We start from the raw sequence: 22,123 nt of genomic DNA, 5'->3' as shown, positions 1-22,123 counted from the left end.
TTATGCGAATCACCCCGTGGTTCCGCACCGTGCTGCTTGCAGGCACGGCGGCGGGGCTGCTGGCCAGCTGCTCGACGCTGGGCTACTACACCCAGGCGGCGCAAGGCCAGCTTGAACTCCTGTCGGACTCACGTCCGATCGACGACTGGATCGCCGACCCCGGCACCAGTACCAAACTGCGCCATCGGCTCGAGACGGCGCGCCAGATCCGCCGCTTCGCCGTTAGCGAAATGGCTTTACCGGATAACAACAGCTACAAGACCTACACCGCGCTCAAACGGCCTTATGTGCTGTGGAACGTGGTCGCCACGCCCGAGCTGTCGCTGCGTCCGCTCGAATGGTGCTTCCCGGTGGCCGGCTGCGTCGACTACCGCGGCTACTACAGCAAGGACGCCGCGATGGCGTACGCCAAGCAATTGCGCGCCGAGGGCGACGACGTCGAAGTCGGCGGCGTGGCCGCGTATTCGACGCTCGGCTGGTTCAGCGACCCGCTCATCTCCACCTTCATCAACTACCCGGACGGCGAACTGGCGCGCATGATCTTTCATGAACTGGCGCACCAGGTCGTGTACGCGCCGGGTGACTCGCAGTTCAACGAATCGTTCGCCTCGACGGTGGAAGAGGTCGGCGTCGAGCGCTGGATGGAGCGCTTCGGCAACCAGCAGATGCGCGACGCCTACGCGCGCTACCAGAGCCGCAAGAAGGATTTTCTCGCCTTGCTGATGAAGTACCGCAAGGCGCTCGAGCAGAACTATGCGCTGATCGACCGCAGCGACGCCGAAAAGCGCGTGGTCAAGGCGCGCCTGTTCCAGGAGCTGAAGGACGAGTACCAGGTCCTGAAAGGCAATTGGGGCGGCTACGTCGGCTACGACCGCTTCTTCGAGCAGCCGCTGTCGAACGCCCACCTGGCTTCGATCGCGACCTACGAAGACTTCGTGCCGGCCTTCCGCACGCTGCTGCAGAGGGAAGGCAGCTTCCCGCGCTTCTACAAGGAGGTCAAGCGCCTGTCCGAACTGGATCGCGCCGACCGGCACCGCATCCTGAAGGCAATGTCCAGGCCGATGCTGAACGCGCCGCTGATGGTGCAGCGCAGCGAAACGCCGCTACCTGTCGGGCGCTAGAATTCGTGTTCGAATCGCTCTGAAAATGCTTGCTATCGGGAGCCGTGCCCGATAGCATCATAATTAGCAGCACAGCACGACCGTGCGTTTTTTTTCGGTCGGGCAGCCAATACAGAAGATAAAGACACTCGAGACAGGCACCCGATGGACAAGATCTGGCTGAAGTCGTACCCACCCGGCGTTCCCGCCGACATCGATCCCGATCAATACGGTTCGCTGGTGCAGATTCTGGAAGAGTCGTTCCAGAAGTACGCCGCCAACAATGCCTTCGTCTGCATGGACAAGTTCCTGACCTATGCGGAACTGGACGCCATGTCGAAGCGCCTGGCGGCCTGGCTGCAAAGCCGCGGCATGGCCAAGGGCGCGCGTGTCGCGGTGATGATCCCGAACGTGCTGCAATACCCGGTGGCGCTGGCCGCGATCCTGCGCGCCGGCTACACGGTCGTCAACGTCAATCCGCTGTACACGCCGCGCGAGCTCGAGCACCAGCTCAAGGATTCGGGCAGCGAAGCCATCATCGTGCTCGAGAACTTCGCGCACACGGTGCAGCAGGTGCTCGGCAAGACGCCGGTGCGCCACGTGGTCGTGGCCAGCATGGGCGAGCTGCTGGGCGGCGTGAAGGGCATGCTGGTCGACTTCGTGGTCCGCAACGTCAAGAAGATGGTGCCGGACTTCACGATCCCGCACATGGTGCGCTTCAAGGATGCGCTGGCGCAGGGCGCGAAGATGCCGTTCAAGCCGGTGGCCTTGAGCGGCGCCGACGTCGCCTTCCTGCAGTACACCGGCGGCACCACCGGCGTGTCGAAAGGCGCCACGCTGACGCACCGGAACGTGATCGCCAACGTGCTGCAGACCGAAGCCTGGTCCGCCCCGGCGATGGGCCAGCCGCCGATCGTCGACTTCCCGACCATCGTCTGCGCGCTGCCGCTGTACCACATCTTCGCGCTGACGGCCTGCGCGCTGTGGGGCATGCGCGTGGGGGCGCTGAACATCCTGATCCCGAATCCGCGCGACATCGGCGGCTTCGTCAAGGAGCTGGCCAAGTACAAGATCAACATGCTGCCGGCGGTAAACACGCTGTACAACGCGCTGGTCAACCACCCCGGCTTCCGCCACGTCGACTTTTCCGGGCTGAAGGTCAGCAACGGCGGCGGCATGGCGGTGCAGAAGGCGGTCGACGACAAGTGGCACGAGATCACCGGCACCCACATCATCGAGGGCTACGGCCTGTCCGAGACCGCGCCGGTGGCGACCTGCAACCGCTGCGACGCGCCCGGCTTTACCGGCACCATCGGCCTGCCGGTGCCGTCGACCGACATCGCCATCGTCGACGACGACGGCAAGCCGCTGCCGGTCGGCAGCGTCGGCGAGATCGCGATCCGTGGCCCGCAGGTGATGACGGGCTACTGGAACCGCCCGGACGAAACCGCCAAGGTCATGACCTTCGATGGTTTCTTCAAGTCGGGCGACGTCGGCATCATGGACGAGCAGGGCTACGTCAAGATCGTCGACCGCAAGAAGGACATGATTCTGGTTTCCGGCTTCAACGTCTATCCGAACGAACTGGAAGCGGTGATCGCGCAGCATGAGGGCGTGCTCGAATGCGCGGCGATCGGCGTGCCGGACGAGCATTCCGGCGAGGCGGTCAAGGTGTTCGTGGTCAAGAAGGACCCGGACCTCACGGCCGAACAGCTGATGGACTACTGCAAGCAGGAGTTCACCGGCTACAAGAGACCGAAGTACATCGAATTCCGCGACGAGCTGCCGAAGACCAACGTCGGCAAGATCCTGCGCCGCGCGCTGCGCGAGGAAAAGCAGGCGGCATAAAACGTAACGGCAATGCGACGACAAGGACCGCCCGCCAAGCCGGGCGGTTTTTTCGTCGAACGACACATCAAGACAAGACAAGAAACGAGGCAAAACAATGGACAAATTCTGGCTGAAGTCGTACGAGGCGGGCGTGCCGACGGAGATCGACTGGACGCAATACCGCTCGCTGACGCACCTGCTGGAAGAAGCCTTCCACAAATACGCCGATCGCAAGGCGTACGCCTGCATGGGCAAGTCCATGACGTTCGCCGAACTCGATCGCCTGTCCGGGCAGATGGGCGCCTGGCTGCAATCGCGCGGTTTGCAGCCAGGCGCGCGCGTGGCGATCATGCTGCCGAACGTGCTGCAGTATCCGGTGGCGATGGCCGCCGTGCTGCGCGCCGGCTACACCATCGTCAACGTCAATCCGCTGTACACGCCGCGCGAGCTGCAGCACCAGCTGGCCGACTCGGGCGCCGAGGCGCTGGTGGTGCTGGAAAACTTCGCCCACGTCGCGGCCGAGGTGCTGGGCCACACCCAGGTCAAGCAGGTGATCGTGGCCAGCATGGGCGACCTGCTGGGCGCCAAGGGCGCGATCGTCAACTTCGTCGTGCGCCGCGTGAAGAAGATGGTGCCGGCCTGGTCGATGCCGGGCGCGGTGCCGTTCAAGCGCATGCTGGCCGAAGGTGCGCGCCTGCAGCTCAAGCCGGTCGAGGTCGGCCATGAGGATGTCGCCTTCTTGCAGTACACCGGCGGCACCACCGGCGTGTCGAAGGGGGCGGTGCTCAAGCACAAGCAGGTGATCGCCAACGTGCTGCAGAACGAAGCCTGGTTCGGCCCGACGCTGGCGAAGCTGCCGGCCGGTCATCCGCCGCAGTTCGTGTGCGCGCTGCCGCTGTACCACATCTACGCCCTGACCGTGTGCGCGCTGCTCGGCCTGCGCGTGGGCGGCATGAATTTGCTGGTCCCGAACCCGCGCGACATCCCCGGCTTCATCAAGGAGCTGAAAAACTACCGCATCAACATTTTCCCGGCCGTGAACACGCTGTACAACGGCCTGCTGAACAACCCCGACTTCGCCAACCTGGACTTTTCCGGCCTGGCGGTGTGCCCGGGCGGCGGCATGGCGGTGCAGAAGGCGGTGGCCGACAAGTGGCTGAAACTCACCGGCATCCCGATCGTCGAAGGCTACGGCTTGTCCGAGACCTCGCCGGTGGTGACCGCGAACCGCTGCGACATCACCGACTTCACCGGCACCATCGGCCTGCCTCTGCCCTCGACCGAGGTGCGCATCCTCGACGAAGCCAGCCAGGACGTCCCGTTCGGCACGCCGGGAGAAATTGCGGTGCGCGGCCCGCAGGTGATGGCCGGCTACTGGAACCGCCCGGACGAAACCGCCAAGGTCATGACCGCGGACGGCTACTTCAAGACCGGCGACATCGGCGTGATGAACGAGCAGGGCTACGTCAAGATCGTCGACCGCAAGAAGGACATGATCCTGGTCTCCGGCTTCAACGTGTACCCGAACGAAGTCGAGGACGTGGTCGCGGCGCACCCGGGCGTGCTGGAAGTGGCCTGCGTCGGCGTGCCGGACGAGCATTCGGGCGAGGCGGTCAAGCTGTACGTGGTCAAGCGCGACAAGGGCCTGAACAAGGACGTGCTGGTCGAATACTGCCGCGAGCAGCTGACCGGCTACAAGCGGCCGAAGTACATCGAGTTCCGCGAGACCCTGCCCAAGACCAACGTCGGCAAGATCCTGCGGCGCGAGCTGCGGGATGAGAAGCAGACGGCTTAGACCTCCACGCCCGGCTTCCCATCCGCGACCCGGAATGCCGCCAGCTCGCGCTGCGCGGTGTGCGGGTCGTGCACTTCGTCCAGCCCCATGAAGCGCGCCCGCGTTTCCCTGGGCGTGATCTCCAAAAACATGTAGCCACGCTTGTCGCTGCGCCCGTACTTGATGTGCGGGTTCATCGCCACGTACTCGCGCGTGCGCTGCAGCGGGGCGCCGGAGGAAGGCGCCGCACGGACGATCGAGGCGGCGCCGGCGGCCGCAAACGCAGCCGAGGTGCGCGCCGCGTTCAACAGGAAAAGACGGCGCTCGATCGTCTGCGGGCGCGGCTTATTCGACGATCAGCGAATCCAGCGGCGGCAGCTGGCGCGGCTTGCGGTCCTCGCCGGTGGCGACATAGGTCAACGTCGCCTCGGTGACTTTTACCACGTGGGTCTGCAGGCGGTTGCGTTCGGCGTAGACTTCGACGTAGACGGTGATCGAGGTGTTGCCGACCTTGACGACGTCGGCGTAGAAGGAAAGCAGGTCGCCGACGAACACCGGATTCTTGAACAGGAAGGAATTGACGGCGATGGTGGCCACGCGGCCATTGGCGCGGCGTACGGCCGGCAGCGAGCCGGCGACGTCGACCTGGGCCATGATCCAGCCCCCGAACACATCCCCGTAGACGTTGGCGTCGGCCGGGGAGGGCATCATCCGCAGCACCGGCATTTTTCCTTCGGGCAGGCGAACAGTGGATGGGGTCTGGTTTTCTGGCTGAGTCATCTTGAAATCTCGTTAAAAGCTACAATCAACCGTGGATTGAACCATACATTTTGAAATCTTGTCATGCGACGCTCATCTCCTAGTTCCACCCCGCCCCCGAACGACCCCAACGCCCAGCGCAACGACTGGGCCACCATCCGCACGCTGCTGCCCTACCTGTGGGTCTACAAATGGCGCGCCATCGCCGCGCTGGTCTGCCTGGTCGGCGCCAAGGTCGCCAACATCGGCGTGCCGCTGGTGATGAAGAAGATCATCGACCAGCTCAGCATCACGCCGACGCACCCGCGCGCGCTGCTGGTGCTGCCGCTCGCGGCGCTGGTCGCCTACGGCCTGCTGCGCTTTTCGACCACGCTGTTCACCGAGCTGCGCGAGTTCCTGTTCGCGCGCGTGACGCAGCGCGCGGTGCGCACGATCGCGCTACGCGTGTTCCGCCACCTGCACGCGCTGTCGCTGCGTTTTCACTTGAACCGCCAGACCGGGGGCATGACGCGCGACATCGAGCGCGGCACGCGCGGCGTCAGCTCGCTGGTGTCGTATTCGCTGTTCTCGATCCTGCCGACGCTGGTCGAGATCAGCCTGGTGCTGGGCTACCTGGCGCTGCACTACGATAAATCGTTCGCGCTGATCACCCTGGCGGCGCTGGCCACCTACATCGTCTTCACCATCGTCGTGACCGAGTGGCGCACCCACTTCCGGCGCACGATGAACGAGCTCGATTCCAAGGCCAACACGCGCGCGGTCGATTCGCTGATCAACTACGAGACGGTCAAGTACTTCAGCAACGAAGACTACGAAGCCAAGCGCTACGACGAAGGCCTGCAGAACTACGAAGCGGCCGCGGTGCGCTCGCAGACGTCGCTGTCGATGCTCAACAGCGGCCAGTCCCTGATCATCGCGGCGGCCGTCACCGCGATCCTGTGGCGCGCCACCTCCGGCGTGATCGACGGGACCATGACCCTGGGCGACCTGGTGCTGGTGAACTCGTTCATGCTGCAGCTGTACATCCCGCTGAACTTCCTGGGCGTGATCTACCGCGAGATCAAGCAGAGCCTGGCCGACATGGAGCGCCTGTTCGCACTGCTCGAGCAGAACCGCGAAGTGGCCGACTCGAAGGACGCGAAACCGCTGGTCACGCACGGCGCCCAGGTCGAGTTCTCGCACGTCGAATTCAGCTACGACCCGAAGCGCCAGATCCTGTTCGACGTCGACTTCACCATCCCGGCCGGCACCACCACCGCCGTGGTCGGCCACAGCGGCTCGGGCAAGTCGACCTTGTCGCGCCTGCTGTACCGCTTCTACGACGTGCAGCAGGGCTCGATCCGCATCGATGGCCAGGACCTGCGCCACGTGACCCAGGACTCGCTGCGCCACGCGATCGGCATCGTCCCGCAGGACACGGTGCTGTTCAACGACACCATCGAATACAACATCGCCTACGGCCGCCCGGGCGCCTCGCGCGCGGATATCGTCGCGGCGGCGCGCGCAGCCTCGATCCACGAGTTCATCGAAAGCCTGCCCGATGGCTATGCGACAATGGTGGGTGAGCGCGGCCTGAAGCTGTCCGGCGGCGAAAAGCAGCGCGTGGCGATCGCGCGCACGCTGCTCAAGAATCCCGCGATCCTGATCTTCGACGAAGCGACGTCCGCCCTGGACTCGAAGTCGGAGCAGGCGATCCAGGCCGAGCTCAAGGAAATCGCGAAGCAGCGCACCACGCTGGTGATCGCGCACCGCCTGTCGACCATCGCCGATGCCGGCCAGATCCTGGTGCTGGACCACGGCCGCATCGTCGAGCGCGGCACGCACGCGGCGCTGCTCGCGGCAGATGGGCTCTACAAGCAGATGTGGGACCGGCAGCAGGCAAGGCAGGACGAAGCGCTGGCGTCGCCGTCGGTCGAACTCGAACAAGACTAGGACATAAACAAGATGGAAAACCAGATCGTCGAGATCGACATGGCGAACGTGGGGCACGGCAACCCGGCCTGGATCGCCGCTCTGGAAGCGGGCAAGGTGCTGTACTTCCCGAACTTCGCCGAGCACGGCTTCAAGCCGCAGAAGGAAGAGCTGGCGCTGTTTCGCGAAGATATCCGCGACCCGAAAAGCCGCAACATCAGCCTCGATTCGAGCGGCAAATTGAAAGGCGCGGTCGGCGGCGACGACGTGCAGACGATGATGGCCGGGATGATCGGGCGCTTCCGCGCCGAGGCCGAGGGCCTGCTGGGCAACCTGGTGCCGCGCTACGGCGAGCACCTGCGCCGCGGCGCCGTGAGCTTCCGCCCATCCAAGGTCGAGACGCGCGTGCAGTCCTGGCGCGCCGACGACCGCCGCATGCACGTCGACGCTTTCCCGTCGCGTCCGAACCGCGGCGAGCGCCTGCTGCGCGTGTTCACCAACGTCAACCTGGAAGGCGCGCCGCGCGTGTGGCGCGTCGGCGAGCCGTTCGAGGATGTCGCCAAGCGCTTCCTGCCGCGCGTGAAAAAATACGTGCCGTGGCAGGCCAAGGCGCTCAACGCACTGGGCGTGACCAAGTCGCTGCGCAGCGAGTACGATCACCTGATGCTGCAGCTGCACGACGCCATGAAGGCCGATCTCGATTATCAAAAGAACGCGCCGCAGGTGACCTTCAACTTCCCGCCGGGCTGCGCCTGGGTGTGCTTCTCGGACCAGGCCTCGCACGGCGTCATGGCGGGCCAGTACATGATGGAGCACACGCTGCAGCTGTCGCCGATGCAGCAGTACGACAAGGATGCGAGCCCGCTGGCGATCCTGACGCGGCTGCAGGGGCATGCGTTGATCTGATGGCGGCAGCATGAGCCGATAAAAAAAAGCCGCCCTCGGGCGGCTTTTTCGTGCGCGGAAACGCAGATCAGTAGGTGTAGAACATCCGCTGAATCTCTTTGGTATTGCTGGTCTTGGTCAGCGCCAGCATCAGGAGGATGCGCGCCTTCTGCGGATTGAGCGTATCGGCCACCACGAAGTCCAGCTGGTCGTCGTTGGCCTCGCCGTTGCGCGCGACGATGCCCTGGCCCACGCGGCTCGAGCGCACGATCACGATGCCCTTGTCGTGCGCGGCGGAGAGGGCCGGACGCACCTTGATCGGCAGGCTGCCGTCGCCCACGCCCGCGTGCACGATGCCCTTGGCGCCGGCTGCCACGAAGGCGTTGACCGCGGTCGGGTCGACGTTGGCGTAGGTGTAGGCGATGTCCACGCGCGGCAGCGCGTTCAGGTTCGTGACGTCGAACTCGGTGTCGACCGTGTTCTTGCGGGTCGAGGCGCGGTAGAAGTGCGGCTGGCCGCCGATCACGTAGCCCAGCATGCCCAATTCCGGCGTCTTGAAGGTGTCCAGCGTCGTGGTGTTGGTCTTGGTGACTTCGCGCGCGGCGTTGATCTGGTCGTTCATCACCACCAGCACGCCCTTGCCGACGGCTTCCTGGCTGCCGGCCGTGATCACCGCGTTGTACAGGTTGATCGGGCCGTCGGCCGACATCGCGGTCGACGGACGCATCGCGCCGACCACCACCACGGGCTTCTTGCTCTTGACCACCAGGTCGAGGAAGTAGGCGGTTTCTTCGATGGTGTCGGTGCCGTGGGTGATCACGACGCCGTCCACGTCCGCGCGCGCGAGCAGGGTGTTGACGCGCTTGGCCAGCAGCAGCCACTGGGCGTCGCCCATGTTCTCGCTGGCGATCTGCATGGTCTGCTCGCCGCTCACGTGGGCGACCTTCTGCAGCTCGGGCACGGCCTTGATCAGTGCGTCGACGCCGACCGTGGCGGCGGTGTAGCCGACCGTGGTGGTGCTGGTGGCCCCGGTGCCGGCGATGGTGCCGCCGGTGGCCAGGATCACCACGTTCGGGAGTTTAGGCGCGGTGTTCTGGGCTTGGGAGCCGAGGGCGAACACGCACAGGAACAGCGCGGCCAGCGCGCGTGCGGACTTCAGGTACATGCGATCTCCTAACGATTGGAAGGCAAACAAAAAAGGCTTTCCTGAGACGGAAAGCCTTGTGATACGGAATATCGGTTCAGCGCAGCGGCGCGGTGGCCACGTCCTTGTCGGCGTTGGCCGGATCGACCGGATCTGTCGGATTTGACAGATCCCCTTCCCACTTCGCGACCACGGCGGTGGCAATGCCGTTGCCGATCACGTTGGTGGCCGAGCGGCCCATGTCGAGGAAGTGGTCGATGCCGAGCAGGAGCAGCAGGCCCGCTTCAGGGATGTGGAACTGGTTCAGCGTGGCGGCGATCACGACCAGCGAGGCGCGTGGCACGCCTGCCATGCCCTTCGAGGTCAGCATCAGCACCAGCATCATCGTCATCTGGGTCGACAGCGGCACCTCGATGCCGTAGGCCTGGGCGATGAACAGCGTCGCGAAGGTGCAGTACATCATCGACCCGTCCAGGTTGAACGAGTAACCGATCGGCAGCACGAAGGCGGCCAGGCGGTTCTTGACGCCGAAGCGCTCCAGGCCTTCCAGCGTCTTCGGGTAAGCCGCTTCCGACGAGGCGCAGGTGAAGGCCAGGATGGCCGGCTCGCGCAGCAGGCCGAGGAGTTTCAGGATGCGCGGGCCGACGAACAGCACGCCGATCGCGATCAGCACGCACCACAGCAGCGCGATGCCGAGGTAGAACTCGCCCATGAACTTGCCGTAGGTGCTCAGCACGCCGACGCCGCTGGTGGCGACCACGCCGGCCACCGCCGCGAACACGGCGAACGGTGCGAAGTTCATCACGTAGCCGGTCACCTTCAGCATCACGTGGGCGGCGCCGTCGATCACGTCGATCATCGGATTGGCGCGCGCGCCGACCGCGGCAGCGCCGGTGCCGAAGAAGATCGCGAAGATCACGATCTGCAGGATCTCGTTCTTGGCCATGCCGTCGATGATCGAGGTCGGCACCAGGTGGGTGATGAAGTCCTTCAGCGTCAGGCCGGAGGCGGTCACGCCCGAGGAGGCGCCGGCGTCCGGCAGGTGGCCGGCCAGCGCCATCGCGTCGCCGGGGCGGAACAGGTTCACCAGGATCAGGCCCAGGGTCAGCGACAGCAGCGAGGCGATCACGAACCAGCCGAGGGCCTTGACGCCGATGCGGCCGACTTCCTTCGCATCGCCCATCTTGGCGATGCCGACCACCAGCGTGGTGAACACCAGCGGCGCGATGATCATCTTGATCAGGCGGAGGAACAACTGCGTCACCAGCGACAGCGTATCGGCGAAGCCGGCCGTGTCCTTCATGCTGACGTTGGCCACATAGCCCACGGCGATGCCGAGCACCAGGCCCACGAGGATCCAGGTGGTCAGGCGGTTTCGATTGTTCATAGGGTTCCTCTGTGGTGACCGCAGGGCGGCGGCCGGGATCGTCCAGCTTTTCGCCCCCGACTTCGGGCACAATCGCGAGACAGGGGTTGTTTGACTCGCGGCGCCGGTCGATGCTGAAGATATTGACAAGTTCCGCAGTATCCTAGGGGCCGATTGTGCTGTCAAGCACGCTCAAGTCCTTACAAATACACGACAATACAGTTTTACGGAACGGTGCGCGAATGATCGAAATCGACAATGTCAGCAAATGGTACGGCACCTTCCAAGTGCTCCAGGATTGCAGCACCCGGGTGGCGCGCGGCGAGGTGGTCGTCGTGTGCGGGCCGTCCGGCTCGGGCAAGTCGACACTGATCAAGACCGTCAACGGCCTCGAGCCGTTCCAGCAGGGCGCGATCCGCGTCGACGGCGTCCCGGTCGGCGCGCCCGGGACGGACCTGCCGGCGCTGCGCGCGCGCATCGGCATGGTGTTCCAGAATTTCGAGCTGTTCCCGCACTTGTCGGTGCGCGACAATCTGACGCTGGCCCAGGTCAAGGTATTGAAACGCTCGCGCGAGGAGGCGCTCGCCAACGGCCTCAAATACCTGGACCGGGTCGGCCTGCTGGCGCACCAGGACAAATTCGCGTCCCAGCTTTCGGGCGGCCAGCAGCAGCGCGTGGCGATCGCGCGCGCGCTGGCGATGGACCCGGTGGCGATGCTGTTCGACGAACCCACCTCCGCGCTCGACCCGGAGATGGTCGGCGAGGTGCTGGACGTGATGGTCGGCCTGGCCCAGGAAGGCATGACGATGATGGTAGTGACCCACGAGATGGGCTTCGCGCGCAAGGTCGCCGGCCGCGTGGTGTTCATGGACCGCGGCCACATCGTCGAGGACAGCGCCAAGGAGGCGTTCTTCACGGCGCCGCAGTCGGAGCGGGCGCGCGAGTTTTTGGCGCGAATCATTCACTGAGCATTCACTGAGCACTCTGACAAGCCAGGGCAAAACGCGCTCGTAACGCGTGCCGCCACCGGGCGACACGGGTAAAATGCCGGGGTTCGCAATCCGAGAGCCGCCATGTCCACCATCGAATCCCCCGACACCCTCACCCTCATCCGCCCCGACGACTGGCACCTGCACCTGCGCGACGGCGCGACGCTGGCCAGCGTGCTGCCGCACACCGCGCGCCAGTTCGCGCGCGCGATCGTCATGCCGAACCTCAAGCCGCCGGTCACCACCGCCGCCGCCGCCATCGGCTACCGCGAGCGCATCCTGGCCGCGCTGCCGGAGGGGATGCGTTTCGAGCCGCTGATGACGCTGTACCTGACCGACAACACGGAGCCGGACGAGATCCGCCGCGCCGTCGACACCGGCTTCATCCACGCCGTGAAACTGTACCCGGCCGGCGCCACCACCAACTCGGCGGCCGGCGTGACCGACCTGCGCAAGTGCTACAAGACGCTCGAGGTGATGCAGGAACTCGACATGCCGCTGCTGGTGCACGGCGAAGTGACCGATCACGAGATCGACCTGTTCGACCGCGAAGCCGTGTTCATCGAGCGCGTGATGCGTCCGCTGCGCCGCGACTTCCCGGAATTGAAGATCGTGTTCGAGCACATCACGACCAAGGATGCGGCCGAGTACGTGGCCGAGGCCGAAGGCCCGATCGCCGCGACCATCACCGCGCACCACCTGCTGTACAACCGCAACGCGATCTTCAAGGGCGGCATCAACCCGCATTACTACTGCCTGCCGGTCCTCAAGCGCGAGGTGCACCGCCTGGCGCTGGTGACCGCTGCGACCAGCGGCGACGAGCGGTTCTTCCTCGGCACCGACTCGGCCCCGCACGCCGTGCACGCCAAGGAATCGGCATGCGGCTGCGCCGGCTGCTACACCGCGCTGCACGCGATGGAGCTGTACGCCACCGCCTTCGAGCAGGCCGGCGCGCTGGACAAGCTGGAAGCGTTCGCCAGCCTGAACGGTCCGAGCTTCTACGACCTGCCGGTCAACCAGGACACGATCACCCTCAAGCGCGAAGCCTGGACCATCCCGCCGAGCGTGCCGATGGGCGAGGACCAGCTGGTGCCGCTCAACGGCGGCGAACAGCTCGGCTGGAAGATGCTGTAAGCGCCGATGTTCGAGGCGTTCGCGCAGATCGATTGGGCGCGCCCGTGGTACGACGCGGTGCGCCCTAGCTTCGACAGCCTCGGCCTGGAAGCGAGCGCGGACGGCTTCTTCATCGACGCCTTCAATATCAACGCGGCCCGGCTGGCGCTGCATAACCAGGCCGGCCAGCCGATCCGCTTCATCCCGCAGGACGATCTGCCGCCAGGGGTCGCCTACGAAGCGCACATCGGCGCCACCGGCTGCGTGCCCACGCGCGACAACCTGCACGACTTCTTCAACGGCCTGGTCTGGCAGACCTTCCCGCTCATCAAGCGCGAGCTGAACGCCCTGCAGGCCGCCCAAATCGCGCGCGCGGGCGTCACGCAGGCGCGCGGGCCCGCGCGCGACGCCGCCACCATCTTCGATGAGAACGCCGCGCTGCTGGTGGCGCGCGACGACGAGGCCGGCCGGGCGCTGGTCGACGGTCTGCGCGCCCATGAATGGCACGACACATTATTCTTACGGCGCGACGCTTTCCTGCGCGACGCCCAATGCTGGCTGTTCGGCCACGCGCTGATGGAAAAGCTGGTGGCCCCGCGCAAGGCAATCACGGCGCACGTGCGCGTGCTGTTCGCGCCCGCGGCCTGGTTCGGCCTGGACTGGGACGCCCGCCGCGCCTGGATCGATGCGCAGGTGGCCGCCACGCTGGCGCGGGAAGGCTTGAGCACGGCCGGCTTCACGCCGTTGCAGGTGCTGGGCGTGCCGGGCTGGTGGCCCGGGCAGGATGAAGCGTTTTACCTGGATCAGAGCGTATTCCGGCCGAAGCGGCCGGACAAACACCCAAACCCGAAGGAGGGAGCATGACTGATGTGGTTCGTTGGGGCATCCTGAGTACCGGCAGGATCGCCAAGACCTTTGCGACGGCATTGCGCGACACGCCGGGTGCGGTGCTGACGGGCGTCGGCTCGCGCGCGCTCGCGGATGCGCAGGCGTTCGCGGACGAGTTCGGCGGCAAGGCCTATGGCTCGTACGAGGAACTGGCGTCCGCCGATGACGTCGACCTGATCTACGTCGGCACGCCGCACCCGATGCACGCGGCGAACGTGCGCATGGCGCTCGAAGCCGGCAAGGGCGTGCTGTGCGAGAAGCCGTTCACCATGAACCGCGCGGAAGCGGAAGAACTGGTCGCGCTGGCGCGCGCGCAACAGCTGTTCCTGATGGAGGCGATGTGGACGCGCTTCATGCCGGCGCTGGCCGAGGTGCGCCGCATCGTCGCGTCCGGCGAGATCGGCGCCGTGCATCACGTCAGCGCGGAACTCGGCTTCAAGTCCGACGCCGGCCCCGAGCATCGCCTGTTCAACCCCGAGCTGGGCGGCGGCGCGCTGCTCGACATCGGCATCTATCCGCTGTCGATCGCGGTGGCGCTGCTCGGTCCGGTGGAAAAGGTGACGGCGCAGGCCGAACTGGGCGCCACCGGCGTCGACGAGCAGACCGGCTTCCTGCTGCGTCACGCGGGCGGCGGCATGTCGGTGTGCAGCTGCTCGCTGCGCGCCAACCTGCCGAGCGAACTGACCATCGCCGGCGAGCGCGGGCACGTGCGCATGAACACCAAGTTCCACCACACGGATACGCTGACCGTGGTGCATGCCGCCGGCATCGCGCGCACCGTGCCGACGCCCTTTCTCGGCAACGGCTACGTGCACGAGGCGATCGAGGCCGGGCGCTGCTGGCGCGCGGGCCTGATCGAAAGCCCGGGCATGAGCCACGACGATACGCTGGCCCTGATGGGCGTGATGGACGAGGTGCGGCGCCAGATCGGCGTGACCTATTCGGCCGACCAGGCCAAGACCGAGGAGTGAGCATGGCAGTCAACAAGAAGGATCCGCGTTCGGCGGGACGTATCAAGCGTTTGAAGCCGCGCCAGCGCAAGAAGCAGCGCGTCGGCGAGTTCCAGGAACTGGGTTTCGAGGTCGACCTGGTGTTCAACACGCCAATGGATGGCGAGCCGTATGACGATTTTATTGACGCTCTCTATGAGTTCCTCGACTCACACAACCTGATGGGCGGCGGCTTCGGTGGCAAGATGCCGCTGCTCGAGACCGGTGGTTATGTCACCCGCGATGGGCGCGGCTCGGCCACTGAGGAAGATGTAGCCGCTCTCGTCGAGTGGCTACGTGCGCGTCCGGATGTGCGGGATGCCAAGGCCGGCCATCTGGTCGACGCCTGGCACGGCTATGAGCCTTCGGTGGCCATGTAAGCGGGTGTCAGCCGCGTAAGCGATTGTAAAGCCCGTCAACAGCCGGGCCAGGGGCCTCGTTAAGGGAGGGAGTGACACGCAAACGACGTGTACCACAACCCGAAACTCACTGAGGACCCTTCATCATGAAACGTACCATCGCCACCCTGATCGCCGGCCTGTTCGCTACCGCAGCTTTCGCCCAGACCCCGGCGCCGGCATCGACCACGACCGCAACCACCGCCAAGACCACGACCGTCACGCCGGCTGCTGCCAAGGCCAACGAGAAGGAAGTCAAGGCCGAAGGCAAGGCCGAGGTGAAGGCAGCCAAGGCAGACGCGAAGGAAGCCAAGAAAGAGGCAAAAGCCGAAGTCAAGGAAGCCAAGGCCGACGCCAAGGAGCAGAAGAAAGCCGCTCACCACAACCCGATGGTGAAGAACGACGCCACCGTCGCCAGCACGACCACGACCACCGTGGCGCCGGCCACCGCCGCCAAGTAATCGTCTTCGCCGGCCCGCAGCCGCGGGCATCCCGACAAGCCCGCGCCCTGCGGGCTTTGTCGTTTCTGCGCCGCGCATGCATATCCGTTTTTGTTTGACGCCGGCGACGGCGGCGTTCGATACTTGACGGGTCAGAACGTCCATCGTCGAAAGGATCCGCCATGCCGCGCACCCTACCGTTCCGCTCCGTGTTTCGCGCCTTTCTGCTGGCCGCCGGCCTGCTCGCCGCACAAGCCAGCCACGCCGATCCGGTGCCGGTCCCGGCCGACAAGGCCGCCTATGCCGGCGAGTGGCTGGGCGACAAGATGCGCCTGAACATCCGCCAGGACGGCCACGTCGACTACAAGCGCGACCGGCCCGGCAAGAAGCTCGACCTGAACGTCGACCTGCAAGGCTTCGCGGGCGACAATTTCGACGTCGGCACCAGTTTCTTCCGCTCGACCTTCGTGGTCAGCAAGCCGCCGCACCGCGAGGGCGGCAAGTGGAAGATGACGGTCGACGGGGTCGAGCTGACCAGGACCCAGTGACCCCGGATACGGCCCAGTTGTAAGCAGTTGTCTGCGGTGTAAGCGATTGTAAAGGCCGTCAACAGGGCAGAGGGGAGCCTCGTTTTAGGATCAAGTGACACGGGAATGTGCACTGAACCCCAAAACTAACGAGGACCCTTCATCATGAAACGCACCATCGCCACCCTGATCGCCGGCCTGTTCGCCACCGCTGCGTTTGCACAGACTCCCGCACCGACCAGCCCGGCGCCGACCGCCGCGCCCGCATCCACCATGTCGCCGGCCGTCGGCAAGGCCGCCGCCCAGCACGATAAGCAAGCTGCACAAACCGACGCCAACAACACCGGTTCCAACGCCGGCAGCGACGCCAAGACCACCACCGACACCAAGCCGGCCAAAGCCAAGAGCAAGCACAAGGCCAAAGCCAAAGCCAAGCCGGCCAGCGACACCACCAAGACCAGCGAGCAAAGCACGGTCGCCGAAACCGGCACCAGCGCCGGCGCCAGCGCGGGCAGCAAATAAGCCGCCATCCAAAACAAGCAGCAACCTTACCCAGACCAATTCGAGGACACCACCATGAAACGCACCGTCGCCACCCTGATCGCTACCCTGTTCGCCACCGCAGCCTTCGCCCAGACCACGACCGCACCGGCATCGACCACGACCACCACCTCGACCACGGTCGCTGCCCCGACCGGCGTGAAAGCCACAGCCAAGCACGACACCGCCGTCGTGGCAGCCGATGCGAAAGCCGCCGGCCAGGAAGTGAAAGCCGACGTCAAGCACGCCAAGGCCGAGCACAAAGCCAAGAAGGCTACCCGCGCCAAGGTGAAGGCCGAGACCAACAGCGAAACCAAGGACGCCAGCGTCGCCACCAGCACCAGCACGACCAGCACCACCACCGCCGCCAAGTAAGCCCGGCAGCGCCAGTAATAAAAAAGCCCGCACATCGATGCGGGCTTTTTCACGTCCGGGGCGCTCGATCAGACCTTGAGGAACTCCTCGCGCCCGCCCAGCCAGCGCTGCAGGTGCGCATCGACGATCGCATCGAACTCGGGCGTGCCGGCATCCAGCAGCCAGGCCGCGACGTCGCGCGCCTGCTCGACGATCCACTGGTCGGTCTCGAGATTGGCGAAGCGCAGCATCGCCTGGCCCGACTGGCGCGCGCCGAGGAATTCGCCGGGGCCGCGGATTTCTAGGTCGCGCCGTGCGATCTCGAAGCCGTCGGTGGTCTCGCGCATCGTCATCAGGCGCTGCTTGGCCACCGGACCGAGCGGGCTCTGGTACAGCAGCAGGCAGACGCTGGCCGCCGAGCCGCGCCCGACGCGCCCGCGCAGCTGGTGCAGCTGCGACAGGCCGAAGCGCTCGGCATGCTCGATCACCATCAGCGAAGCGTTGGGCACGTCGACGCCGACTTCGATCACGGTGGTCGCCACCAGCACGTGCACCTCGCCGGCCGAGAAGCCGTCCATGATCGCCTGCTTCTCGGCCGGCTTCATGCGGCCGTGCACCAGGCCGACCACCAGGTCGGGCAGCGAGGCCGCCAGCGTCTCGAAGGTCTCGGTGGCGGTCTGCAGCTGCAGCGCTTCCGATTCCTCGATCAGCGGACAGACCCAGTACGCCTGCCGACCTTCGAGCGCGGCCGCGTGCACGCGTTCGATCACCTCGTCGCGCCGGTTCTGGTCGATCGCGCGCGTGACGATCGGGCTGCGTCCCGGCGGCAGCTCGTCGATGATCGACACTTCCAGGTCGGCGTAGTAGGTCATCGCCAGCGTGCGCGGGATCGGCGTGGCCGACATCATCAGCTGGTGCGGCACCAGGCCGTCGCTGCCCTTGTTGCGCAGCAGGAGGCGCTGGCCGACGCCGAAGCGGTGCTGCTCGTCGACGATGACGATGCCGAGCTTCGCGAACTGCACGGTGTCTTGAATGAGCGCGTGGGTGCCGACCACCAGCTGGGCCTGGCCCGATTCGACCAGTTCGCTGGCGGCCTGCTTTTCCTTTTTCTTCAGGCTGCCGGTCAGCCAGGCGACCTTCACGCCGAGCGGCTCCATCCACGCGGCGATCTTGCGGAAGTGCTGCTCGGCCAGGATCTCGGTCGGCGCCATCAGCGCGGCCTGGTAGCCGCTGTCGATCGCCTGGGCGGCCGCCAGCGCGGCGACCACGGTCTTGCCGCTGCCGACGTCGCCCTGCAGCAGGCGCTGCATCGGATAGTCTTCGACCAGGTCGGCGCGGATTTCCTTGACCACGCGCTGCTGGGCGCCGGTCAGCGCGAACGGCAGCACTTTCAGGAACGCTTCCGACAGTTGACCGACCGCAGCCAGGCTAGGGGCGCCTTTTTCGCGGCGCGCCTGCTGCGCCCGTTTCAGGGACAGCTGCTGGGCCAGCAGCTCGTCGAATTTGACGCGGTTCCAGGCCGGATGGGTGCGCTCGGTCAGCGCGTGCTCGTCGACGTCCGGCGGCGGGTAGTGCAGCAGGCGCACCGCCGGCTGGAACTCGGCCAGGTTCAAGCGCGTGCGCACCGATTGCGGCACCGTATCGGTCCAGTCGACGCGGCGCATGGCGTCGGCGATCGCGCGCCGCAGCACGGTCTGCGACAGGCCTTCGCCAGCCGGGTACACCGGCGTGAGGGCATTCGGCAGCGGTGCGCCCTCGTTGACGATCTTGTAGACCGGATGGACCATCTCGGCGCCGAAGAAGCCGTGCCGGACTTCCGCGCGCGCGCGTACGCGCGTGCCCTCGGCCAGCTGCTTGACCTGGCTGCCGTAGAAATTCATGAAGCGCAGCTGGATGTCCGAGGTCTCGTCGGCGATCGACACCAGCAGCTGGCGCCGCGGTTTATAGGCGATCTCGTTCTTGGTGACGACGCCCTCGACCTGCGAGACGTGGCCGCCGCGCAGGCAGGCCTCGCGGATCGGCACGATCTGGGTCTCGTCCTCGTAGCGCATCGGCAGGTGCAGCACCAGGTCCATGTCGGTGCGCAGGCCGAGCTTGGCGAGCTTGCTTTCGATGGACGCCGCCGGCTTGGCCGGTTTCTTCGCCGCGGCCTTGGGCGGGGTGCTGGCCGAAGCGGACTCCGGGTTTTTTGGGTTCGTTGCGGGCATAAAGACAGGTCTGGCGCGTGTTGTCGGCGTTGCAGGATGAGCCGCCTTGCGGCCGGTCCGCGCCCTCTGCTCGGAATCAGCGTGTAAAATAGAGGGTTCGCCACATACGCTCGAGCCTCTATTGTAAGGCTCCCAGCATCGTTTTACCCACAAATGAGCAGAACCTACTCCCTCTCCGATTTCGATTTCGACTTGCCGCCCGAACGCATCGCGCAGGCGCCGCTGCCGGACCGCAGCGCCTCGCGCCTGCTGCAGCTCGACGGCGACCAGATCCTCGATCGCCATTTCGCCGACATCGTCGACCAGCTGCAGGCCGGCGACCTGCTGGTGATGAACAACACCCGCGTGCTCAAGGCGCGCTTCTTCGGCCAGAAGGACACCGGCGGCCAGGTCGAGGTGCTGGTCGAGCGCGTGCTCGATCCGCGCACGGTGCTGGCCCAGGTGCGCGCGTCGAAGTCGCCGAAACCGGGCTCGCGCATCCGCCTGGCCGACGCCTTCGAGGTCGGCGTCGGCGAGCGCGCTGGCGAATTCTTCACCCTGCATCTGCCGGATGAAGAGCGCGGCGACGTGTTCGACCTGATCGAAGCGCACGGTCGCCTGCCGCTGCCGCCCTACATCGAGCACGACGCCGACGACTTCGACGAGCAGCGTTACCAGACCGTCTACTCGAAGGAGCCGGGCGCGGTCGCCGCGCCGACCGCCGGCCTGCACTTCGACCAGCCGCTGCTGGACAAGCTGGCCGCGAAGGGCGTGCGCATCGCGTACGTGACGCTGCACGTCGGCGCCGGCACCTTCCAGCCGGTGCGCGTCGAAGACCTCAGCGCGCACAAGATGCACAGCGAGTGGTACACGATCGCGCAAGAGACCGTCGATGCGGTGCGCGCAGCCAAGGCCGCCGGGCGCGACGTGGTGGCGGTCGGCACGACCTCGCTGCGCGCGCTGGAATCGGCGTCGCAGTCGGGCGAACTCAAAGCCGGCAGCGACGACACCGCGCTGTTCATCACCCCGGGCTACCAATTCAAGACGGTGACCCGCCTGATCACCAACTTCCACCTGCCGAAATCGACGCTGATGATGCTGGTCTCGGCCTTTGCCGGCTACGACCCCATCCGCAAGGCCTACGCGCACGCGATCGCCAGCGAATACCGCTTCTTCAGCTACGGCGACGCGATGCTCTTGACGACGCAGTCGCGTGCAACCAGGAACAACTAAGAACATGCTGGAATTTACCCTCCTTAAAAAAGACACCAGCGGCCTGTCGCACGCACGGCGCGGCCGCCTCAAGCTGAACCACGGCACCATCGAGACGCCGATCTTCATGCCGGTCGGGACCTATGGTTCGGTCAAGGCGATGGATCCGATCGAGCTCAAGGAAGTCGGTTCGCAGATCATCCTCGGCAATACCTTCCACCTGTGGCTGCGCCCGGGCACCGAGGTCATGGACAAGTTCGGCGGCCTGCACGGCTTCATGGGCTGGGACAAGCCGATCCTGACCGATTCCGGCGGCTTCCAGGTGTTTTCGCTCGGCGCGATGCGCAAGATCACGGAAGAGGGCGTCAAGTTCGCCTCGCCGATCGACGGTTCGCGCCTGTTCCTGTCGCCCGAGATCTCGATGCAGATCCAGCGCTCGCTCAATTCCGACATCGTGATGCAGTTCGACGAGTGCACGCCGTACGAAATCGACGGCCGTCCGGCCACCGCCGAAGAAGCGGCGAAATCGATGCGCATGTCGCTGCGCTGGGCCCAGCGCTCGATCAACGAGTTCAACCGCGGCGAGAACCCGAACGCGCTGTTCGGCATCGTCCAGGGCGGCATGTACGAGCGCCTGCGCGACGAATCGCTGGCGGGCCTGGAAGAGATCGACTTCCCGGGCCTGGCGATCGGCGGTTTGTCGGTCGGCGAGCCGAAAGAGGACATGATGCGCATCCTCGAGCACGTCGGTCCGCGCCTGCCGGAAAACAAGCCGCATTACCTGATGGGCGTCGGCACGCCGGAAGACCTGGTGGCGGGCGTGGCCAATGGCGTCGACATGTTCGACTGCGTGATGCCGACCCGCAACGCGCGCAACGGCTGGCTGTTCACCCGCTTCGGCGACCTGAAGATCAAGAACGCGCGCTATAAGGATGACACGGCGCCGCTGGACGAGACTTGCACTTGCTATTGCTGCAAGAATTTCTCGCGTGCTTACCTGCACCACCTGCACCGCTCGAAGGAAATCCTGGGCGCGCGCCTGAACACCATCCACAACCTGCATTACTACCTGAACCTGATGCAGGAAATGCGCGATGCGATCGATCAGGACCGCTTCCACGCATTCCGCCTCCAGTTCAACGCCGACCGCGCGCGCGGGGTCTGAGCGACCCGAGGCGCATATGGCGTACTTGCAACGCCATATGCGCCATGCATGGGGAACCCCGGGACATCCTTTCCCATCCAATTAAATTCCTGCTAACGTCTTGCAATCAGGAACGACGTAACCACATGGCCGAAAGTGACCTTGGCCAGACCACGGGTGCTAGAATACAGCGCTTGTTTTTCCACATACCATTACAAATCGGAGTCCTTGTGTTCTTCATTTCCAACGCTTACGCGCAAACTGCCGACGCCGCCGGCAACGCCGGCCTGCTGGGCAGCCTGACTACGTTTGCACCGATCATCATCATGGTCGTGGTCATGTATTTCCTCATGATCCGTCCGCAGCAGAAGCGCCAGAAAGAACTCCGCACGATGATGGACGCGCTTGCCAAGGGCGACGAAGTGATCACCGTCGGCGGCGTGCTCGGCCGCGTGACCAAGGTGACCGACGCCTACGTGACCATCGAAGTCTCGGCCGGTACCGAACTCGTCGTGCAGAAGAACGCCGTCACGGCCGTGATGCCGAAGGGCACCCTGAAGTCACTGTAATCCGA

Annotated in this window: 22 protein-coding genes; 17 read left to right on the top strand and 5 right to left on the bottom strand. The window is 65.5% G+C overall.

The window, feature by feature from the left end:
• Positions 1-2 precede the first annotated feature (2 nt).
• From FA90_RS17340 to FA90_RS17330, 3 genes are all read left to right on the top strand, one after another.
• Positions 3-1,121 carry an aminopeptidase gene (locus FA90_RS17340; protein WP_036170755.1) on the top strand — a complete coding sequence of 373 codons (1,119 nt, stop codon included), beginning with the start codon at positions 3-5 and terminating at the stop codon, positions 1,119-1,121.
• Between the two features lie 144 nt (positions 1,122-1,265).
• On the top strand, positions 1,266-2,948 hold the full coding sequence (locus FA90_RS17335) for a long-chain-fatty-acid--CoA ligase (RefSeq protein ID WP_036170752.1): 1,683 nt from the start codon (positions 1,266-1,268) through the stop codon (positions 2,946-2,948).
• Between the two features lie 97 nt (positions 2,949-3,045).
• A complete protein-coding gene (locus FA90_RS17330) occupies positions 3,046-4,725 on the top strand; it encodes a long-chain-fatty-acid--CoA ligase (RefSeq protein WP_036170749.1) in 1,680 nt (559 codons plus the stop codon).
• Here the strand turns inward: FA90_RS17330 and FA90_RS17325 are convergent.
• A complete protein-coding gene (locus FA90_RS17325) occupies positions 4,722-5,012 on the bottom strand; it encodes a hypothetical protein (protein WP_036170746.1) in 291 nt (96 codons plus the stop codon). The genes FA90_RS17330 and FA90_RS17325 overlap by 4 nt on opposite strands.
• A 37-nt stretch (positions 5,013-5,049) precedes the next feature.
• Positions 5,050-5,484: an acyl-CoA thioesterase gene (locus FA90_RS17320; protein WP_036170743.1), complete on the bottom strand. Its 435-nt coding sequence runs from the start codon at positions 5,482-5,484 to the stop codon at positions 5,050-5,052.
• Positions 5,485-5,547: 63 nt separating this feature from the next.
• On the opposite strand from FA90_RS17320, the gene FA90_RS17315 reads away from it, so the two are divergent.
• Both FA90_RS17315 and FA90_RS17310 read left to right on the top strand, forming a co-directional pair.
• Complete coding sequence (locus FA90_RS17315) at positions 5,548-7,395, top strand: ABC transporter ATP-binding protein/permease (protein WP_036170740.1); 1,848 nt, start codon at positions 5,548-5,550, stop codon at positions 7,393-7,395.
• 12 nt (positions 7,396-7,407) lie between these two features.
• Positions 7,408-8,280, top strand: a complete 873-nt coding sequence (locus tag FA90_RS17310) for a Kdo hydroxylase family protein (protein WP_036170737.1) — start codon at positions 7,408-7,410, stop codon at positions 8,278-8,280.
• Positions 8,281-8,347: 67 nt separating this feature from the next.
• Here the strand turns inward: FA90_RS17310 and FA90_RS17305 are convergent, their stop codons facing one another.
• Positions 8,348-9,424, bottom strand: coding sequence for a type II asparaginase (locus FA90_RS17305; RefSeq protein ID WP_036170735.1), 1,077 nt, complete (start codon positions 9,422-9,424; stop codon positions 8,348-8,350).
• Between the two features lie 76 nt (positions 9,425-9,500).
• The gene (locus FA90_RS17300) at positions 9,501-10,790 is read right to left on the bottom strand and encodes a dicarboxylate/amino acid:cation symporter (RefSeq protein WP_036170731.1); all 1,290 of its coding nucleotides are present in this window, start codon (positions 10,788-10,790) and stop codon (positions 9,501-9,503) included.
• Between the two features lie 221 nt (positions 10,791-11,011).
• Here FA90_RS17300 and FA90_RS17295 point away from each other — a divergent pair, with 221 nt between their 5' ends.
• From FA90_RS17295 to FA90_RS17255, 9 genes are all read left to right on the top strand, one after another.
• The gene (locus tag FA90_RS17295) at positions 11,012-11,737 is read left to right on the top strand and encodes an amino acid ABC transporter ATP-binding protein (protein WP_036170728.1); all 726 of its coding nucleotides are present in this window, start codon (positions 11,012-11,014) and stop codon (positions 11,735-11,737) included.
• 105 nt (positions 11,738-11,842) lie between these two features.
• On the top strand, positions 11,843-12,892 hold the full coding sequence (gene pyrC / locus FA90_RS17290) for a dihydroorotase (RefSeq protein ID WP_036170725.1): 1,050 nt from the start codon (positions 11,843-11,845) through the stop codon (positions 12,890-12,892).
• 6 nt (positions 12,893-12,898) lie between these two features.
• Positions 12,899-13,735 carry a DUF3025 domain-containing protein gene (locus FA90_RS17285; protein WP_051971887.1) on the top strand — a complete coding sequence of 279 codons (837 nt, stop codon included), beginning with the start codon at positions 12,899-12,901 and terminating at the stop codon, positions 13,733-13,735.
• Entirely contained in the window at positions 13,732-14,730 is a 999-nt protein-coding gene (locus FA90_RS17280) for a Gfo/Idh/MocA family protein (protein ID WP_036170722.1), read from the top strand. The genes FA90_RS17285 and FA90_RS17280 overlap by 4 nt, the downstream gene beginning before the upstream one ends.
• 2 nt (positions 14,731-14,732) lie before the next feature.
• The gene (locus FA90_RS17275) at positions 14,733-15,128 is read left to right on the top strand and encodes a YggL family protein (RefSeq protein ID WP_051971886.1); all 396 of its coding nucleotides are present in this window, start codon (positions 14,733-14,735) and stop codon (positions 15,126-15,128) included.
• A gap of 125 nt (positions 15,129-15,253) precedes the next feature.
• On the top strand, positions 15,254-15,607 hold the full coding sequence (locus tag FA90_RS17270) for a hypothetical protein (protein ID WP_036170719.1): 354 nt from the start codon (positions 15,254-15,256) through the stop codon (positions 15,605-15,607).
• A 161-nt stretch (positions 15,608-15,768) separates the two neighbouring features.
• Positions 15,769-16,134 carry a hypothetical protein gene (locus FA90_RS17265; RefSeq protein ID WP_051971885.1) on the top strand — a complete coding sequence of 122 codons (366 nt, stop codon included), beginning with the start codon at positions 15,769-15,771 and terminating at the stop codon, positions 16,132-16,134.
• A gap of 144 nt (positions 16,135-16,278) precedes the next feature.
• Positions 16,279-16,635, top strand: a complete 357-nt coding sequence (locus FA90_RS17260) for a hypothetical protein (RefSeq protein ID WP_051971884.1) — start codon at positions 16,279-16,281, stop codon at positions 16,633-16,635.
• A gap of 54 nt (positions 16,636-16,689) precedes the next feature.
• Entirely contained in the window at positions 16,690-17,028 is a 339-nt protein-coding gene (locus FA90_RS17255) for a hypothetical protein (RefSeq protein WP_036170716.1), read from the top strand.
• A gap of 68 nt (positions 17,029-17,096) precedes the next feature.
• On the opposite strand, the gene recG is transcribed toward FA90_RS17255, so the two are convergent.
• Entirely contained in the window at positions 17,097-19,214 is a 2,118-nt protein-coding gene (gene recG / locus FA90_RS17250) for an ATP-dependent DNA helicase RecG (RefSeq protein ID WP_036170712.1), read from the bottom strand.
• A 153-nt stretch (positions 19,215-19,367) separates the two neighbouring features.
• Here recG and queA point away from each other — a divergent pair, with 153 nt between their 5' ends.
• The 3 genes from queA (at position 19,368) to yajC (ending at position 22,118) form a co-directional block, all read left to right on the top strand.
• A complete protein-coding gene (queA, locus tag FA90_RS17245; protein ID WP_036170710.1) occupies positions 19,368-20,426 on the top strand; it encodes a tRNA preQ1(34) S-adenosylmethionine ribosyltransferase-isomerase QueA in 1,059 nt (352 codons plus the stop codon).
• Positions 20,427-20,430: 4 nt separating this feature from the next.
• Positions 20,431-21,570 carry a tRNA guanosine(34) transglycosylase Tgt gene (tgt, locus tag FA90_RS17240; RefSeq protein ID WP_036170707.1) on the top strand — a complete coding sequence of 380 codons (1,140 nt, stop codon included), beginning with the start codon at positions 20,431-20,433 and terminating at the stop codon, positions 21,568-21,570.
• A 209-nt stretch (positions 21,571-21,779) separates the two neighbouring features.
• Positions 21,780-22,118, top strand: a complete 339-nt coding sequence (yajC, locus tag FA90_RS17235) for a preprotein translocase subunit YajC (protein ID WP_036170705.1) — start codon at positions 21,780-21,782, stop codon at positions 22,116-22,118.
• Positions 22,119-22,123: the final 5 nt, after the last annotated feature.

The organism is Massilia sp. 9096 (assembly GCF_000745265.1).
Lineage (GTDB): Bacteria > Pseudomonadota > Gammaproteobacteria > Burkholderiales > Burkholderiaceae_D > Telluria.
The sequence above is the reverse complement of the archived record's forward strand: the minus strand, read 5'-3'. Positions and strand labels throughout refer to the sequence as shown.

Excerpts from the sequence above, each read along its gene's own strand:
- FA90_RS17340 (WP_036170755.1), top strand. The coding sequence starts at position 3 with ATGCGAATCACCCCGTGGTTCCGCACCGTGCTGCTTGCAGGCACGGCG.
- FA90_RS17335 (WP_036170752.1), top strand. The coding sequence starts at position 1,266 with ATGGACAAGATCTGGCTGAAGTCGTACCCACCCGGCGTTCCCGCCGAC.
- FA90_RS17330 (WP_036170749.1), top strand. The coding sequence starts at position 3,046 with ATGGACAAATTCTGGCTGAAGTCGTACGAGGCGGGCGTGCCGACGGAG.
- FA90_RS17320 (WP_036170743.1), bottom strand. The coding sequence starts at position 5,484 with ATGACTCAGCCAGAAAACCAGACCCCATCCACTGTTCGCCTGCCCGAA.
- FA90_RS17315 (WP_036170740.1), top strand. The coding sequence starts at position 5,548 with ATGCGACGCTCATCTCCTAGTTCCACCCCGCCCCCGAACGACCCCAAC.
- FA90_RS17310 (WP_036170737.1), top strand. The coding sequence starts at position 7,408 with ATGGAAAACCAGATCGTCGAGATCGACATGGCGAACGTGGGGCACGGC.
- FA90_RS17305 (WP_036170735.1), bottom strand. The coding sequence starts at position 9,424 with ATGTACCTGAAGTCCGCACGCGCGCTGGCCGCGCTGTTCCTGTGCGTG.
- FA90_RS17300 (WP_036170731.1), bottom strand. The coding sequence starts at position 10,790 with ATGAACAATCGAAACCGCCTGACCACCTGGATCCTCGTGGGCCTGGTG.
- FA90_RS17295 (WP_036170728.1), top strand. The coding sequence starts at position 11,012 with ATGATCGAAATCGACAATGTCAGCAAATGGTACGGCACCTTCCAAGTG.
- pyrC (WP_036170725.1), top strand. The coding sequence starts at position 11,843 with ATGTCCACCATCGAATCCCCCGACACCCTCACCCTCATCCGCCCCGAC.
- FA90_RS17285 (WP_051971887.1), top strand. The coding sequence starts at position 12,899 with ATGTTCGAGGCGTTCGCGCAGATCGATTGGGCGCGCCCGTGGTACGAC.
- FA90_RS17280 (WP_036170722.1), top strand. The coding sequence starts at position 13,732 with ATGACTGATGTGGTTCGTTGGGGCATCCTGAGTACCGGCAGGATCGCC.
- FA90_RS17275 (WP_051971886.1), top strand. The coding sequence starts at position 14,733 with ATGGCAGTCAACAAGAAGGATCCGCGTTCGGCGGGACGTATCAAGCGT.
- FA90_RS17270 (WP_036170719.1), top strand. The coding sequence starts at position 15,254 with ATGAAACGTACCATCGCCACCCTGATCGCCGGCCTGTTCGCTACCGCA.
- FA90_RS17265 (WP_051971885.1), top strand. The coding sequence starts at position 15,769 with ATGCCGCGCACCCTACCGTTCCGCTCCGTGTTTCGCGCCTTTCTGCTG.
- FA90_RS17260 (WP_051971884.1), top strand. The coding sequence starts at position 16,279 with ATGAAACGCACCATCGCCACCCTGATCGCCGGCCTGTTCGCCACCGCT.
- FA90_RS17255 (WP_036170716.1), top strand. The coding sequence starts at position 16,690 with ATGAAACGCACCGTCGCCACCCTGATCGCTACCCTGTTCGCCACCGCA.
- recG (WP_036170712.1), bottom strand. The coding sequence starts at position 19,214 with ATGCCCGCAACGAACCCAAAAAACCCGGAGTCCGCTTCGGCCAGCACC.
- queA (WP_036170710.1), top strand. The coding sequence starts at position 19,368 with ATGAGCAGAACCTACTCCCTCTCCGATTTCGATTTCGACTTGCCGCCC.
- tgt (WP_036170707.1), top strand. The coding sequence starts at position 20,431 with ATGCTGGAATTTACCCTCCTTAAAAAAGACACCAGCGGCCTGTCGCAC.